We start from the raw sequence: 17,011 nt of genomic DNA, 5'->3' as shown, positions 1-17,011 counted from the left end.
GGCCGGTGGCGTCGCCGGTAAGGCAACGGGGGAATCATGCGAGCGGTTGGTATCGAAGCAATGAACGTCTACGCGGGCACCGCGTGCGTCGACGTGGAAGCGTTGGCGGGTCATCGGGGACTGGACATGACCCGGTTCGCCAATCTCCTGATGAAGGAGAAGACGGTGGCGCTGCCGTATGAAGACCCCATCACCTACGGCGTCAACGCCGCGCGTCCGCTCATCGATGCGATGACGCCGGAAGAGAAGGACCGGATCGAGGTGGTCATCACGTGTACCGAGTCGGCCTTCGATTTCGGCAAGTCGATGAGTACCTATTTTCACAAGCTGCTTGGCCTGAACCGCAACTGCCGGCTCTTTGAACTGAAGAACGCGTGCTATTCGGGCATTGCAGGCCTGCAGACGGCAGCGAACTTCGTGTTGTCCAGCGTTTCGCCCGGTGCGAAGGTGCTGCTTATCGCAACCGACATTTCCCGTTTCATGACGGAAGCGGGCGGCGAAGGGCTGACCGACGACTGGTCTTTCTTCGAGCCGAGCAGCGGCGCGGGTGCAGTGGCCGCCATCGTGAGCGACCAACCGCACGTGTTCCGCATCGACGTCGGCGCGAGCGGCTACTACGGCTATGAGGTCATGGACACCTGCCGCCCGGCACCGGACAAGGAAGCGGGGGACGCCGATCTTTCGCTGCTCTCTTACCTGGACTGCTGCGAGAAGGCTTTCATGGAATACCAGTCGCGCGTGGAAGGCGCGGACCTGGCGAAGACCTTCACCTACCTCGCTATGCATACGCCCTTTGGCGGCATGGTGAAGGGCGCGCATCGCAACATCATGCGCAAGGTTGCCAAGGCGAAGCCCGCGGACATCGAGGAAGATTTCCAGCGTCGCGTGTCGCCCAGCCTGCACTTCAATCAGCGCGTCGGCAACACCATGGGAGCGAGCACGCTCATGGCGATCGCGAGCACCATCGAGCACGGCAACTTCGACGAGCCGCGCCGCATCGGCTGCTTCTCGTACGGTTCCGGCTGCTGTTCCGAGTTCTTCAGTGGTGTGGTGACCCGCGAAGGGCAGGAGCGTGTGCGTGCCCAGGGTATCGGCAGCCAGCTCGGTCGACGCCATACGCTGAAAATGGACGAGTACGACGAATTGCTGGCCACCAGCCACCTGGTGAAGTTCGGCACGCGCAACGCATCGCTCGACCCCTCCTTCGTGGCCACGGCCCGCGGCGTTCATGGCCGCGAGACGCTGTTCCTGAAGGAGATCAAGGAATTTCACCGCGAATACGAATGGGTGTGACGCCCGCAGAGGATAGTGCCGTGAATCAAGAAGACATCTTGCAGCTCATCATCCAGCACGCCCGCGACGTGCTGCCCTCTCTGGAAGGTCGCGAACTGTCGCCGACCGACTCGCTGCGCGAGCTGGGCGCAAATTCCATGGATCGATCGGAGATCGTCATGATGACGCTCGAGGCCATAGATATGGACATGCCACTGGCGGAAACGATCAAGGCGAGCAACATCGGTGAACTCGCCCAGTTGCTGGCCGACCGCAAAGCGGGCCTCACGGTCTGATCGGAACTCGCAGGGGAAATCCAATGAAGACATGCATGTTCCCGGGCCAGGGTTCCCAGGCCAAGGGCATGGGCGGCGCCGCGCTGTTCGACGCCTTTCCCGACGAGGTGGCGGCGGCTGACGGCATCCTCGGCTATTCGATCCGCGAGTTGTGCCTGGACGATCCGCGTGGCCAGCTCGACAGTACGCAGTTCACGCAGCCAGCCTTGTTCGTGGTCGGGGCGTTGTCGTACATGGCACGGCAGAAAGCTGGCGAGCCCGAACCCGACTATTTCGCCGGTCACAGCCTCGGCGAGTTCAACGCCCTGCATGCGGCAGGCGCGTTCGACTTCGCTACGGGTGTAAGGCTCGTGCAGAAGCGCGGCGAGCTGATGAGCCGAGCCTCCGGTGGCGGCATGGCCGCCGTCATCAACGCGGATCCTGCGGCCATCGAGGCCACGCTGCGCGAGCACGGCCTCGACCGCGTCTACCTCGCGAACTTCAACACGCCTGTGCAGGTCGTCATCTCGGGTGACCGTGAACAGGTGGCGGCAGCACAACCGCATCTGCAGAAGGGCCGTGTTCTGGTCTTTCCCTTGAAGACGAGCGGTGCCTTCCACACGCCGTTCATGGCCGAAGCGCAGAAGGAGTTCGCTGCGTTCCTTGCCACTGTAGCGCTGGACGATCCACGCGTCCCCGTCATTGCCAATACAACGGCACGCCCGTACGAGCAAGGTGCGGTCGCGGCGACCCTCGCCAGCCAGATCGCCAGCCCGGTGCGCTGGGCTGACGCCATGGCGTACCTCATGGGCTTGGATGGCGACATGGCCTTCGAGGAAGTCGGCCATGGCGACGTGCTGACGAAGATGCTTCGCGCCAACCGCGCCCCCGCCAAGCCTGCAGTGGCTTCGTCCGCGCCGCCCGCGCCAGCATCGACGCCGACGCCCGCACCAGTCGTCCACGGAGACGCCGCTCCGCGGACAGGCGACGCGAACGCGAAGGTGGAGGCGTGGAACCAACGCTATCCCGTCGGAACGCGCGTGGTTTCGGTCCAGACGTCGAAGGAGCCGCTGACGACGCGCACCCAGGCGCTGGTGCTGTTTGGCCATCGTGCCGCGGTGTACCTCGAGGGGTATGAGGGCTACTTCGACCTCGACGAGTTGAACGTCGCCTGACAATGCGACCGGAAACGAGACACGCGGTCCCGAAAGCGGGACGGCCAAGGGCTCGCCTGACTGCGCAGAGCGCGCCATGGTGCGCTTTCGCGCGTGGCACGGAGCTTGCTGTACGTCCTCGCCACCTGTGGGTGTTCGCATGGCCATCCGGCGCGGGTGCGCCGTCTCATACCGTTCGTGCAAAGGGAGCTTCACGGTGCTGAAAAACATCCGATTCGATCTGGCCCATGCCTGGCGATTGTTCGTCCGCACACCGGGCAACTCCTTGCTCTGCATCCTCGTGGTCGCGTTGAGCGTCGGGCTATCGCTCTTCGTTTACGTGATCGACTACAACATTGGCCTGAAGCCGTTGCCGTTCGAGGGTTCGTCGCAGTGGTTGAGCATACAGACGGCGGACAATCCGTCGGCATCGCTGCGACCGCGTACCGACGTCTTCACCTATAACGAACTGCGCAAGCGCACCAGATCGGTCAATTATCTGGGCGCCTTCTCGCCGCGTTCGCCCATCATGAGCGAGGGCGAAGCGAGCATGCGCCTGCGTGGTGCCGCCATCGAACCGTCTTTGCTTGCGGCGCTCGGGCGCAAGCCGATGCTCGGCAGGCTGTTCGACGACCGCGATGGCGCGGCGGATGCCTCCACCTCGGTGATTCTGAGCTACGACACGTGGCGCAACTATTTCTCCGGCGATCCGCAGATCGTTGGCAAGAACATCCGCGTGGACGGCAAGATGGTCCCGGTGGCGGGTGTGATGCCCGCCGATTTCTTTGCCTTTCAGGATTTCGAAGTCTGGACTCCTCTGCAGAAAACGGTGCTTGCAGCGCCAGACGCGTCGCTGCCGAAGGTTACGGTCCTGGCGGTGCCGGCCGCGGGTGCGTCGGTCGATGCCGTCAACGCGGACCTGTCGCAGGCCATCGCGTCCATCAATGCCGATTATCCTCAGGCATACGGCGCCAAGCGCCGGGTATCGGTGTTTCCCGCAAACCGCATGTATACGCATGACAACATCCCGGTCATTGCCATGGCGACGTTCATCGCCGTGGCGGTGCTTCTGCTGGGTGGTTTGAACATCAGCATGATCTTCTTCGCCATGCTGATGGAGCGTAGCCGAGAACTTGCGTTGCGCACCGCGCTGGGGTCCACTCGTTGGCGCGTACTCCGGCAGTGCCTGCTGCAATCGTTCTTTGTGATCGCCTTCGGGCTGGTAGTGGGTGCGGTGCTTGCCGTACTGGCAGTCAAATGGGCCCACGGGCTGCTCGATTTCACGTCGCGATTGCAGGCATCGGGCCGCGACCCGAACGAACTGCTGGTGCGGCCATTGGACTTCGTTGTGGCCATCGTGGCCGCGGCCGTGCTATGGCTGCTGAGTACGCTCATTCCCGCCTGGCGAATCTCGCGTCTCGACCCCGCGACCACGCTCGCCGGCACCGGCAAGGGTACGGCTGCCAAGGGCAGTCAGCGGACGACGTCGATTCTGGTCGGCGTGCAGGTTCTCGTGTCCTCGGTCCTGCTGGTGATCTGCGCCAACATCGCCACAGCGGTCAGCAGCGAATTGCGCCGACCGGTCGGCGTTGCCGAAGCGGATCGATTCCTTTCTACGTATGCCTCTACGCTGGGGTCTCGCTACGCCACGCCTGACGATCGGCTGCGCTACTGGGATCAGCTGGACGCTTCGATCCGTCAGCGTGTCCCCGGTGCCGAGGTGGCGTACATGACGGCCAGCCCGACCGCCCCGTCCATGCAGCGCGCGGACATCGAAGACCGCGTCGGTGCGGCAGACAGCAAGAACAAGCTGGAGCTTCCGTTCACGACCGTCTCGAGCAACTATTTCGACGTGTTGGGTATTTCGATCCGCAGTGGACGAGGCTTCGACGCCACCGACGTAGCGACCAACCAGCAGGTCGCGATCGTGGACGAGCGTACGGCGGCTCAGTATTGGCCGAACCGTAGTCCGCTCGGTCAGCGTGTCCAGCTCGACCCCGAGAACAACGGTCCCTGGTTGACCATCGTCGGCGTCGCGTCGGCGGTATCGGGGCCGTACAGCGACGTGCCGGGGGTGATCTACCGTCCGCTGAAGCAGGCGACGCCCACCGCGTTCCAGTTGCTGGTGAAGGTGCCTGCACCGCGCAGCGATACGCGTGAGCAGCTGCGGACCGCGGCGTTCGAAGTCGACCCGGACGTGCCGCTGCACAACCTGCAGCGCCTCGACGAATATCTCGTCGCCATCAACTCGTACAAATCCATGGTGCCCGGTTTTACCGGCATTGCTCTGATCACCGTGATTCTGGCCGCAAGCGGTCTGTTTGGGCTCATCAGTCGATCCGTGGCGCAGCGCACACAGGAGATCGGGATCATGCGCGCGCTGGGCAGCACCAGCGGCCGGATTATCCGTGGCTTCATGCGGCAGGCCATGTGGTATCTGATCGTGGGCCTGATCGGCGGCGTGCTCGGCATCGTGATGACCACCGGCATGACGAGCGTGGTGCCGAATGCGCTGGATGGCGTGGTGATGGTGACGTTAGCCGTTCTGATCGTGATGGTGGCGGTGATCTTTGGCTCGTCGTACCTGCCGGCGCGACGCGCCGTCGTAATGGAACCCGGGGATGCGCTTCGTTACGAGTGATCACGGGGGAGCACGACGCACATAGGGATTCGGAGCCCCGACGCATGGTCTGGGCTTCTCTTCAAGGGGAGTGACAATGCAGAAGCGTAGGAATCTTGCCCGGCGTATCGGGAAGGGACTGTTGATTCTCGTGGGCGTGCTGTTCGTGGGCGCGGCCTGCGCCCACCTGGCGTGGAAATACTCGGGCGACGACACACCCAAGCTGGTCATCGACAAACAGGGTATCCAGGTTTACACCATCAAGACGCCCGGGCAGTCGTTGCTCAAGATCAAGGCAGTGCGTGTCGTCAAGAGTACCCTGGACCGCGCCGCCGCAGCGCACCTGGATGGAAGCCTCGAGAATTGCCACGACTGGATTCCCGATTGCTACGAATCGGTGGCAGTCAAGCACTGGGATCCGCAGGCAAGAAACTACGTTCAGTTGTGGAAAGAGAAATTTCCTGAGCCGTTCTCGCCACGCGAGTTCCTGCTCAATACCCAGTTCACGCAGGCTGCTCCCGGTCAGCCGATCACGGTCGAGTTCACGGCTGCTCCCGATGCGGCGCCCAAGAGCGATTGCTGCTATCGGTTGACCCATATGCATGCGGTTTGGACGCTCGATCCGATCGACCAGGATGACGTCCGTGTCACCCTCATGCAGGACATCGACGTGGGGCTCCCGTACTTCCTGTTCAACGACGAAGCGCCTCGCGCGGTGTACGGCGCCTTCGAGGATCTTCCGCGGCTTTACGCGAAGACGAAGTACGACACCGTGTCCCTGCAGACGATTTATGGCGGCCAGCCGATCGTCGCCGAGTAACCGGTCTTACGACGCCAAGGGAAGTGGGCAATGGACGACATCAAGGCACTGCTGGCCGATCTTGCTGCCAAGGGCATCGAGATCCGGCTCGACGGGGAGAAACTCGCGGTTCGCGGACCGCGAGAGGCCATGACCGAAGAGGTGCGCAGCGCAGTGGCACGGCACAAGCGAGCGCTGCTGAGCCTGCTCGATGCACGTGCTCGGCCGGATGGATTCGCTGTGGAAGAACGGGACGTTTTTCCACTATCCGCGGGGCAGCGCGCGCACTACCTGATGCATACGCTGCATGCGTCGCGTAGCAACGCCATCACGGCCTGCACGCGCCTACGGGGCGATCTGGATCCTGCACTGCTGTCCGCAGCATGGGAGCAAGTGCTTCACCGGTATCCGATTCTGATGGCGCGGATAGAGGAGCGCGAGGGGGAGCCGATCCATCGCATCGAACGTGCCGCACTGCCCGCTTTGACGATCGTGCCCGATCCCGTCGCCGAGCCGGTGCTGGTGGAGCGCCTTCGGGCGATCGCCCATCGGCGCTTCGAGATCGATCGCGAGCCGCTGGTTCGTGCCAGCCTGCATCGGCTGGAAGGGGGCGACTTCTGCCTGTTCGTCGCCGTGCACCATATCGTTTTCGATGGGCAGTCCGTCGGTATCCTGCTCCGCGGGTTGTTCGAAGCGGTTGACGCGCTGGCGTCAGGCAGCAAGGCATCTATCGGCGGGGACGTCGCACAGGGCCGCTTTGCAGCGTGGGAACAGACGATGCTCGCTTCGAACGAGGGCGCGCGTAGTCGCGAGTTCTGGCGCGAGCGTCTCGCCGTCGAACGTCCGATTTTCAGGCTGCTTCCCGAACACGCCGAGGCGTTCGATGGCGATCGTCCATCGACGATCCATGCGCGTACCCTCGACGCCGGGCTAGCCAGCCGCCTCAAAGCCGTCTGCGGGACATTGGGCGTGCAGCCGACCGCGTGGTTCCACGCGGTATACCTCGCGCTGTTGCACAAACACAGCATGCAGGACGACATCACGTGCCTGATGCCCGTGATGGTCAGGCCGGATGCGAGCTATCGGGACGAAATCGGTTTCTATTTCAACGTCGTGCCGATCAGGGCGACCGTGGATGGTGCAGAGTCGACCGCCGCGCTGAGCAGGCGTCTGCAGATGGTCATCATGGACGCCGTCTACCATTCTGCCTTCCCGTTCCCCTTGATGGTGGACCGTACGCGCCCCGATGCCAGCGTGCCGTTCGGCCTCTATTTCGGCTACCACGAGTTCAGCAGTCTTTCCGATCCCACCTTTGCGGATTATCGGCAGCGCTTCGGCATGGCACCGTTCGATGCGTTCGGCCAGCAGGGCGAGGGCGATTACGAGTGGGCGCTGGAAGTGTTTCGCGAGGACGATACCTGGCGCGTCACCTTACAGGCCGACCCCGCGCTTCATCCCGATGCGGTGGTCTCCCGCGTGCTTGATCGTTTCATGGGTCTGCTTCAGCAGGCATGCGTCGATCCCGATCGGACGGTTGCTCAGCTGGCGCTCGCCACGCCGACCGAGCGCGAGCTCGTCGTGCATGCATGGAACGAGACGGACGCACCGTTCGACGACGATCGCTGTATCCACGATTTCTTCGTTCAGCAGACGCGGGAACGACCGTCGGCACCCGCGGTTCGCCATGGTGGCGAGATACTGGATTACGCAACGCTCGGCGCACGCACCGAGATGCTGGCGCTCTGGTTGCAGCAGAACGGCGTGGGGCGCGACAGCATCGTGGCGCTGTGTATGGATCGCTCCATCGATATGGAAGTGGCGATTCTTGCGGTGCTACGGGCCGGTGGTGCTTACATGCCGATGGACCCGGAATATCCGACCGACCGTCTCGGTTACATGCTGGAGGATTCGGCGAGCGTCGTGGTGCTGACCCAGGCTAACAAGCGCGAGCGCATGGCGAACCTCCCTCAGGCATCCGGTGCGAAGGTCGTGGCGCTCGACATCGAATGGGCCGACATCGAGGCGGAGGTGGCAGGTTGGCGTTCGGAAGGCATGCAACTTCAAGATATCGCGACGGCGGGCGACGTGGCCTACGTGATCTTTACGTCGGGTTCGACCGGACGGCCCAAGGGTGTGCTGGTCGAGCACCGCGCGCTGGTGAATCGCCTGCAATGGATGCAGAAGCAGTATCCCATCGGTCCCGGGGACGTCGTGGCGCAGAAGACGCCCTATTGCTTCGATGTATCCGTATGGGAGCTGCTGTGGACCCCCATGATGGGCGCGCAATTGGCCTTTGCGCAGCCGGGCGGACACATGGATGCGCATTACATGCGTCGTTTCGTCGTGTCCCAGGGCGTGACGGTGCTGCACTTCGTGCCGTCCATGTTGCACACATTCCTGGACCACGCCGGTGGGGCCTGCCCGAGCGTGCGCTACGTGTTCTGCAGCGGCGAAGCACTGGACGCCGAGTCGGCCAGGCGCTATCGCGATACGTTCCCTGCCGCTGCCCTGCATAACCTTTACGGCCCGACCGAGGCGGCCATCGACGTCACCGCTTACGACTGTACGAACCTGGAATACAGCTTCGTGCCGATCGGTCGTCCGATCGACAATACGCAGATCCTGATCCTTGACGCGCATGGTGCGCCGCAACCGCCCGGTGTACCCGGAGAGCTGCATATCGGCGGAGTCAACCTGGCACGCGGCTATCTCAAGCGTCCCGACCTCACGGCCGAACGGTTCATCCGTCATCCGTTCGAACCGTCGGCGCGGCTGTATCGGACGGGTGATCTGGCGCGCTGGCTCGACGACGGCAACATCCAGTATCTCGGTCGCATCGATCACCAAGTGAAGGTCGGCGGCGTACGTATCGAACTGGGAGAAATCGAAGCGCGCCTCAATACGTATCCGGGCATGGCAGCGAGTGCCGTCATACCCCGCGGCCAGACAGGCGAAACGCAGCTCATCGCCTTCTATCGCATGCGCGAATCCATGCCTGGCGACCTCGTCACCGTCGATTCCATGGACCTGCGGAAACACCTGCTCGAGGTGTTGCCCGAGTACATGGTGCCGGCGGCGTTCGTGAGCCTCGCTGTCATCCCGGTGACATCCAACGGGAAGGTGGATCGGCGCGCTTTGCAGGCGGTGGAGGTCGGCATCGATACACGGCAGGCCTACGAGCCGCCAGCGACCGAGACCGAGCGGGGCCTCGTCGCACTGTGGGACACGGTATTCAAGGAGCGCGGATTCGTCGCGAGCGCGGCCGCGATCGGTGCGCATGACAATTTCTTCGACCTGGGCGGCAATTCGCTGCTGGCGACCCGACTTATCTACACCGTGCGCGATCGATTCGGCGTGGACCTGCCGGTCAAGGCCCTCTTCGAGCAGGCGACGATCCGAAATCTGGCGAGCCAGATCGATGCGTTGAGCGCTTCCCGGTAGTGGGACGCGGCGGTCCCGGGCACGCGACCGTCGCAGGGGCGAGGCGCCGTAACACAAGGTGAAACCTCGGTTATTTCATTGGCATGATCGTTGCGTAGCAGGGCCCATGGACCATATCAGAACCCAGCCCAAGCGAGCCTTTAACAAGCGCACCGTGATCGTGGTAGCGGCCGTCGCCATGGTGGTCGCGTGCGGTGTTGGATTGGCGAGCGTCGATTTCAGCACGCAGCGTGTCGACCGCGACAAGGTTTCCGTTGACACCGTGCGGCACGGGCTCATGGAAGTGAAGGTGCACGCGAACGGACAACTGGTGCCGCGGAGCGTGGAATACCTCGCCTCGCAGGTGAACGCGCGTGTGCTGAAGAAGTACGTGCGACCGGGCGCCACGGTGAAGGCAGGCGATCTGCTGGCGGAGTTGAGCAATCCGCAGTTGACCGCGAGTGCCGCGGAAGCGGAGTCGGCCTGGAAGGGTTCGGTCAATACCCTGAACGCATCGCGCGCGGATCTCCGCGCCATGATGATCAATCAGGAGGCGGCACTCATGCAGGCGAAGTTCGCGCTGGAGCGCGCGCAGCGCCGCCTTGATGCCGAGCAGAGCCTCATGCCCGGCGTGATTCCGCGCGTGGAGCACGATGCCACGGTGCTGACGGCAGCGCAGGGCCGCGAGCAGGTGGACATGGAAACGCGGCGCACCGCCGCGGTGCGCATCAACGTGCAGGAAAAGCTCAATGCCGACCAGGCGCGTTCGGACGAACTGAAAAAGGCGATGGAGCGTGCCAACGACCAGGTGGCCAACCTGCGCATCGTGGCCGGCATCGACGGCGTGGTGCAGGAGATGAACATCGACGTCGGACAGCAGTTGCAGCCTGGGTCGCCGGTGGGACGCATCGCGCGTCCCGACGACCTTTATGCCGAGTTGCGCGTGTCGGCACGCGAAGCCAACGACGTTCTTGCTGGCCAGAAGGTTTCGGTGGACACGAGAAACGGTGTGGTCAGTGGTACGGTGACGCGCGTCGATCCGTCGGTCATCAATGGCACCGTGGTCGTGGACGTCACGCTCGACGGCAAGCTGCCCGCCGGTGCGCGTCCGCAGCTTCCGGTGGAAGGCACCATCTTCCTGACTCGCATACCCGAGGCTACCTTCGTGGGCAGGCCTTCCTATGTGAAGCCCGACGCCACCGTGTCCGTCTACAAGCTCGACACGAGCGGTCACTACGCCACGCGCGTTCCCATCGCGGTCGGCAAGGTCTCGATGGATCTGATGCAGGTAAAGGGCGGTCTTGCCGAGGGAGACCGGATCATCACCTCGGAAACAGGCGAATGGCAGGGGCAGGACAAGATCCTGCTCAAGTAACTAACGGGCCGCCTGCCGGCGGTCTCACATGGAACGACCGGACCACTTCAGCGCATCCGGTGACGAGGAGAGAGACATGAGCAAGCAGCACCTGATCGAGTTGCAGGCGGTCAAGAAAATCTTCTACACCGAAGACCTGGAGACCTGGGCGCTCAACAACATCCACCTCACCATCGACCAGGGCGAATACGTATCGATCACCGGACCGTCGGGCTGCGGCAAGTCCACGTTGCTTTCGGTGCTCGGTCTGCTCAACTCGTTCACCGAAGGGTCGTATCGTCTCAACGGTACGGAAGTGTCGCAGCTTCCCGAGTCCAAGCGGGCCGAGGTTCGCAACCAGGAGATCGGCTTCATCTTCCAGGCGTTCAACCTCATCGGCGAGATGAACGTGTTCCAGAACGTCGAGCTTCCCCTGACATTTCGTGACGATCTCACGAAGAAGCAACGTCATGCGATGGTGACCGAGGCGCTGGAACAGGTGGAAATGGGCCATCGTCACAAACACCACCCGGCGGCCCTGTCCGGCGGTCAGCAGCAGCGCGTAGCCATTGCGCGTGCGCTGGTCGGTCAACCCAAGATGCTGCTGGCGGACGAACCGACCGGTAATCTCGATTCGAAGAACGCGCAGATGGTCATGGACCTGCTCGACACGCTGCATCGACGCGGCAGCACGATCGTCATGGTGACGCACGATCCACGCTCGGCCGCACAGGCTGGTCGGCAGATATCGCTCTTCGACGGCAAGCTCGTGGACGACTGTGCCGTGGCGCAGCCGGCGCTCGCCGTGATCTGACGTGATGGTCCCGCCGTCATAGGCGGGCAGGGGGGTGGCGGTTCTATCGGAATCAGGGGCGGCAGGAAGCGCATGACGACGGTGCACGCGTTATTGAAGAACCTCGCCGATCGCGGCGTGCGAGTGCGGTTGGATGGTGAGCGCCTTGTCTGCCTGGCGTTGCCGGGTTCGTTCACGACGGATATCGGGTCCGCCGTAAACACCCATCGCGACGAACTTGTGGCGATCATGAAGCGCGTGAGGGCGCGCGGCGGGCGCATTCCGCGCGCCGATCGGCACGGCGTGATTCCCCTGAGCCATGCGCAGGAGCGACTCTGGTTCATCGATCAGCTCGATCCGGATTCGGCCGGCTATAGCATCGCTGGTGCCGTACGGATCGCCGCATCGCTCGATGCGGAAGTCTTCGCTGTGGCACTCGCCAAGCTGGTTCAGCGCCACGAGATCCTGCGTACGGTATTCGCGAGCGACGAGGGCACGCCACGGCAGTGCATCATGCCGCGCATGGACGTGCCATTGGCTGTGCACGACCTGACCGACGTGCCCGCCTCGTCACGCGTGGAGGCGTGCCGCCGCCTCTGCGCCACCGAAGCCGGCGTGCCGTTCGATCTCACCTGCGGACCGTTGTTCCGCGCCACGATTTTCCGGCTCGGTGAGAGCGATCACGTCGTTCTGCTGAACATGCATCACATTGTGGGCGATGGGTGGTCGATCCCGATTCTCGTCGACGAACTTGCGGCTCTCATGACACGTGGGGACGACGCGCTTTCGCCGTTGCCCATCCAGTACGCCGACTATGCAGCGTGGCAGCGCAACCAGCATGGGGGCGGTACGCATTCCAATCCGAATCTGGACTACTGGCGCGACACACTACGCGGTGTTCCAGAGACCCTCGCGCTGCCAACGGACGGCACCGCGCCCACGACCGCAACGGCACCCGGCGGCACCCATCGTTTCCGGCTCGATGCGCTGGTCACCGCGGGTTTGAGCCGCCTGGTGCGCGACGTCGACGCCACGCCTTTCATGGCCTGGATCGCCACGGTGGCGGTGTTGCTGCATCGTTACGCGGGACAGCACGACTTCTGTATTGGGACGCCCGTCGCCAACCGCGGCCATGCAGACACGGCCGGGCTGATCGGATTGTTCGTCAATACGCTGCCATTACGCATGCGCTTGCAGGGCGGCGTCACCTTCCACGACCTCCTGCGTCAGGTACGCGAGACCTGTCTCGAGGCTTATGCGCGGCAGGACACGCCGTTCGAGCAGATCGTCGCCACCGTCGCGACGCAGCGAAATCTCGCGGCTACACCGCTGTTCCGGGTGATGGTGGCGATGCAGGAGGAAACGCCGTCGCTCGCGGCATGGGGCTCCGAGCCGTTGACCTTCGAGACGGGCATTGCCAAGTTCGACCTGAGCTTCGATCTGACCACGGTCAACGGCGGCACGGATGTCGTGGTGGAGTTCAACGCGGCCATGTTCGCGCGGTCGCGTATCGAGCGCATGGCGAAGCATCTTGCCGCGCTGGTCGCGGCGCTGGTAGCACGGCCGGACGTTCCTGTCGCCGAGCAGGATTACCTGGGCCGAGAGCGGCACCGGCTGCTGACCGAATTCAATGACACGGACGCGCCGATCGACCCGGCCGAACGCGCACACGACGCAATTGTGGCGCAGGCCGTACGCGCGCCTGCGGTCGTGGCGTTGCGCAGCGCGTTCGGCGACCTGACCTACGACGGGCTACTGCGCGCGGCGGCAATCACGGCGCGCCAGATCCGCGAGGGCGGCGCCGTGCCGGGGCAGATCGTCGGGCTGTGCGTAGATCGCACGCCCGCCATGGTCTCCGGTCTGCTGGGCATCTTGCTTGCCGGATGCGTTTTCCTGCCGCTCGATCCGCGGCACCCACCCGGGCGTCTGGCGCAGACGCTGACCGATGCGGGCGCGTCGCTTGTGGTCGCCGACCCGCACGGCCTGGCTTGGCTCGAAGGCGAAGCGCTGCCGCCAGTGATCGCTCTGGGCGCCTGGGAAGACATGGTCGAACAAGTGGCCGTAGCCGATGGTCTCGACGCGCTGCTCGCGGCACTCGGTGCCGGCCCGGCGCCGGACGATCTGGCCTATGTGATCTTCACGTCCGGGTCGACAGGCCGGCCCAAGGGCGTGGCCGTCGAACACCGCTCGCTGGTCAACCACAATCGCTTCGCCTGCCGTTACTACGGCTTTGCGAATGACGACGTGCAACTCATGGTCTCCAGCATGGGTTTCGACCTGTACCTGGAAGAAGTGCTCGTCGTTCTCCGCGCCGGCGGTACGCTCGTGCTCACCGATCGCGAGCAGGTCCTCACTCCTGGCGGCATCGGCGCCCTCGCACAGCAGCACGGCCTCACGGCACTGAATCTACCGACCGCGCTGTTCCACGAACTGGTGTCGAGCGGCAGCCCCTTGCCGACGTTGCGCCGCGTGATCGTCGGTGGCGAACGGCTCGATCCGGCCAAGGTGGATGCGTTCTTCAAGGCCATGCCTTCGGCGACGCTGTTCAATACCTATGGTCCGACCGAGACGACCATCATCAGTACCGCGGCGCGTCTCACCGCCGAAGCCTGGAACGTGGAAGCCGGTGTACCCATCGGTCGACCGATCGATAACACGCATGCCTACGTCCTTGATGCGGGCCAGCGACTTGTGCCCATCGGCGTGGCCGGCGAACTGTATATCGGTGGCCACGGCGTAGCGCGTGGCTACCTCGGCCAGGACGAGCTTACGCGCGAACGCTTCGTGCCGGACCCGTTCGGTAGCGGAGGACGGTTGTATCGCACCGGCGACCTTGTGCGCTGGCGTGAGGACGGCCAGATCGACTATCTCGGGCGCGTGGACCACCAGGTCAAGGTGCGCGGCTTCCGGGTGGAGCCCGGAGAAATCGAAGCGTGTATCGCGTCCCATCCCGACATCAGTGACGCCATGGTGATCGCGCAAACTCAGGTGGGTGGCGGACGCCTGCTTGCCTTCTTCAGGCGCGTCGGTACGGCCACGGCCGCGGATGTTGCGACGGATCTCAAGGGCTATCTTCGTCAGCGTCTGCCCGACTACATGCTGCCTGCAGCGTGCGTCGAAGTCGCCGCATGGCCACTGACGCCCAACGGCAAGGTCGACGCGCAGGCTTTGTTTGCGGTGGTAGACCGCGTGGATGCAACGCGCGACGATGCCTCGCCGATGACCGACACCGAGCGAGCGATAGCGGAAGTCTGGGCGGAACTCCTCGGGCTGTCCGTCACGTCGCTGAGCCGCGAATCACACTTCTTCGAGGTTGGCGGCCACTCGCTGCTCGCCACGCGCTTGCTGGCCCGTATTCGTCAGCAGTTCGACGCAGACATCGGCGTAAGGGCTGTGTTCTCGCACTCGTTGCTTAGGGAGATGGCATGGCTTGTCGACCAGGCGTCGCACACGATGCCGGTGGAGTCGATCCCGGCCATGCCGCGCGAGGCCAGTTTGCCACTCGGACCGGCGCAGGAGCGCCTGTGGTTTCTGCAGCAACTGGAACAGGACAGCGCCGCCTATAACGTAGCCGGTGCAGCGCGCCTCCGCGCGCCACTTGATGCGCAGCGATTGCATGCTGCATTGCTGAGCATTGCGCAGCGTCACGAAGCATTGCGGACGGTGTTCGTCTCGGTCGATGGCGAGCCGCGGCAGGTCATACGTCCTGAGGCGAGGGTGCCGCTGGATGTCGTGGACCTCTCGGTCATCCCCGCCGCCGAGCGCATCGGTGAGGCGCAGCGGTTGTGTCTCGCGGAAGCATCGACCCCGTTCGATCTGGTGGAGGGTCCGCTTCTCCGCTGCGTTTTGATTCGACTCGCCAGTGACGATCACGTCTTGATGCTCAACATGCATCACATCGTCAGCGATGGCTGGTCGACGGGAATCCTGCTGTCCGAACTGGGCGCGCTGCTGGCCGATCCGGAAGCGTCGCTGCCGGCTTTGCCCATCCAGTACGCCGACTATGCGATCTGGCAGCGGCGCTGGCTGGAAGAGGGCGGCGGGCTGTCTCGCCAGCTCGACTACTGGACCAGACAGCTGGCCGGGATGCCCGAATCGCTGGCCTTGCCGACGGATTATCCACGCCCCGCCGAACGCGGCAGCGACGCGGCATCGGTCGCCTTCACGCTCGATGCGGCCCTGGTGCGCGGCTTGCGTACCCAGGCGGACGTCCAGGGCGCCACGCTGTACATGGCCTTGCTCGCGCTGGTGCAGGCGCTGCTGTATCGCTACACCGGGCAGGACGACATCTGCATCGGCACGCCGATCGCCAATCGCCGCCACGCGGAGACGGAGGGCCTGATCGGCATGTTCGTCAACACGCTGCCGCTGCGTACCCGAATCGATGGCGCGGCAGGTTTCGAGGCGCTGCTGACCGAGACCATGCGCACCTGCCTGGACGCCTACGAGCATCAGGACACGCCGTTCGAACGGATCGTGGAAGCGGTCAGCCCGCAGCGCAACCGGGCGATCAGCCCGCTGTTCCAGGTGATGGTGATCCTGCAGAACACCGCGGCGGTGGCGATGCCCGAAGGGGTGACGCCGTTCGAGCTGGAACACGACGTCGCGAAGTTCGACTTGAGTGTGGAGTTCGTCGAAGAGGGCGACGGGATAAGCGCCACGATCACCTATGCCACCGACCTGTTCCAGCGGGCGCGGATCGAGCGCATGGTGGGGCATCTGTCGTGCCTGGGCGAAGCGGCACTGGCGGCACCGACGCAGGCGATCGGTACGCTGGATTACCTGCCGGCGGTCGAGCGCGCGCAGGTGCTGGGCGTTTTCAATGCCACGCAGCGGGCCTACCCGCGCGAGGCGCGCATCCACGATTTCGTGGTGGCGCAGATGGCGCGCACGCCGGAGCGGATCGCGGTGGTCGCCGAGGAAGGCTCGCTGACCTACGCCGAGCTGGACGTGCGCAGTCAGGTGCTGGCGCGCAGTCTGCAGGCGCGCGGCGTCGGTCCGGACCGCATCGTGGGCCTGTGTGCGGAGCGTTCGCTGGCGATGGTGGTGGCGATCGTGGGCATCGTCCGTGCCGGCGCGGCGTATCTGCCCCTGGACCCGGACTACCCGAGCGACCGACTGGCGTACATGCTGGCCGATAGCGAAGCGCCGGTGGTGCTGACCCAGGCGCATCTGCGCGAGCGGATCGCGCCGTTGCTGGAAGGCCGCGACGTGCATCTGCGCTGTCTGGACAGCGAATGGTCTGCCATCGAAGCGGACGCCAAAGACGTGCCGCTTGCCGACCCGGCCGCAGCGACCGATCTTTGCTATGTGCTCTATACGTC

The 17,011-nt window shown here is 64.1% G+C and carries 9 protein-coding genes; all 9 read left to right on the top strand.

Annotation, left to right across the window (positions count from 1 at the left end; translation table 11 throughout):
* Positions 1 to 36 precede the first annotated feature (36 nt).
* Complete coding sequence (locus BT115_RS18030) at positions 37 to 1,293, top strand: hydroxymethylglutaryl-CoA synthase family protein (protein ID WP_072324073.1); 1,257 nt, start codon at positions 37 to 39, stop codon at positions 1,291 to 1,293.
* Between the two features lie 20 nt (positions 1,294 to 1,313).
* A complete protein-coding gene (locus tag BT115_RS18025; RefSeq protein ID WP_072324078.1) occupies positions 1,314 to 1,568 on the top strand; it encodes an acyl carrier protein in 255 nt (84 codons plus the stop codon).
* A gap of 23 nt (positions 1,569 to 1,591) precedes the next feature.
* The gene (gene fabD / locus BT115_RS18020; RefSeq protein ID WP_072324072.1) at positions 1,592 to 2,722 is read left to right on the top strand and encodes an ACP S-malonyltransferase; all 1,131 of its coding nucleotides are present in this window, start codon (positions 1,592 to 1,594) and stop codon (positions 2,720 to 2,722) included.
* 196 nt (positions 2,723 to 2,918) lie between these two features.
* On the top strand, positions 2,919 to 5,342 hold the full coding sequence (locus tag BT115_RS18015) for an ABC transporter permease (protein WP_072324070.1): 2,424 nt from the start codon (positions 2,919 to 2,921) through the stop codon (positions 5,340 to 5,342).
* Positions 5,343 to 5,418: 76 nt separating this feature from the next.
* Positions 5,419 to 6,141, top strand: a complete 723-nt coding sequence (locus BT115_RS18010; protein ID WP_072324069.1) for a hypothetical protein — start codon at positions 5,419 to 5,421, stop codon at positions 6,139 to 6,141.
* A 30-nt stretch (positions 6,142 to 6,171) separates the two neighbouring features.
* Positions 6,172 to 9,561, top strand: a complete 3,390-nt coding sequence (locus BT115_RS18005) for a non-ribosomal peptide synthetase (protein WP_072324067.1) — start codon at positions 6,172 to 6,174, stop codon at positions 9,559 to 9,561.
* Between the two features lie 106 nt (positions 9,562 to 9,667).
* Entirely contained in the window at positions 9,668 to 10,915 is a 1,248-nt protein-coding gene (locus tag BT115_RS18000; RefSeq protein ID WP_072324066.1) for an efflux RND transporter periplasmic adaptor subunit, read from the top strand.
* Positions 10,916 to 10,991: 76 nt separating this feature from the next.
* Positions 10,992 to 11,708, top strand: a complete 717-nt coding sequence (locus BT115_RS17995; RefSeq protein WP_072324064.1) for an ABC transporter ATP-binding protein — start codon at positions 10,992 to 10,994, stop codon at positions 11,706 to 11,708.
* Between the two features lie 72 nt (positions 11,709 to 11,780).
* A partial coding sequence (locus tag BT115_RS17990) for a non-ribosomal peptide synthetase (protein ID WP_143144635.1) occupies positions 11,781 to 17,011 on the top strand: 5,231 nt, incomplete at its 3' end.

The organism is Luteibacter sp. UNCMF366Tsu5.1 (assembly GCF_900119235.1).
Lineage (GTDB): Bacteria > Pseudomonadota > Gammaproteobacteria > Xanthomonadales > Rhodanobacteraceae > Luteibacter > Luteibacter flocculans.
Note: the sequence above shows the minus strand (reverse complement) of the source record. Positions and strands in the feature narration are given on the sequence as shown.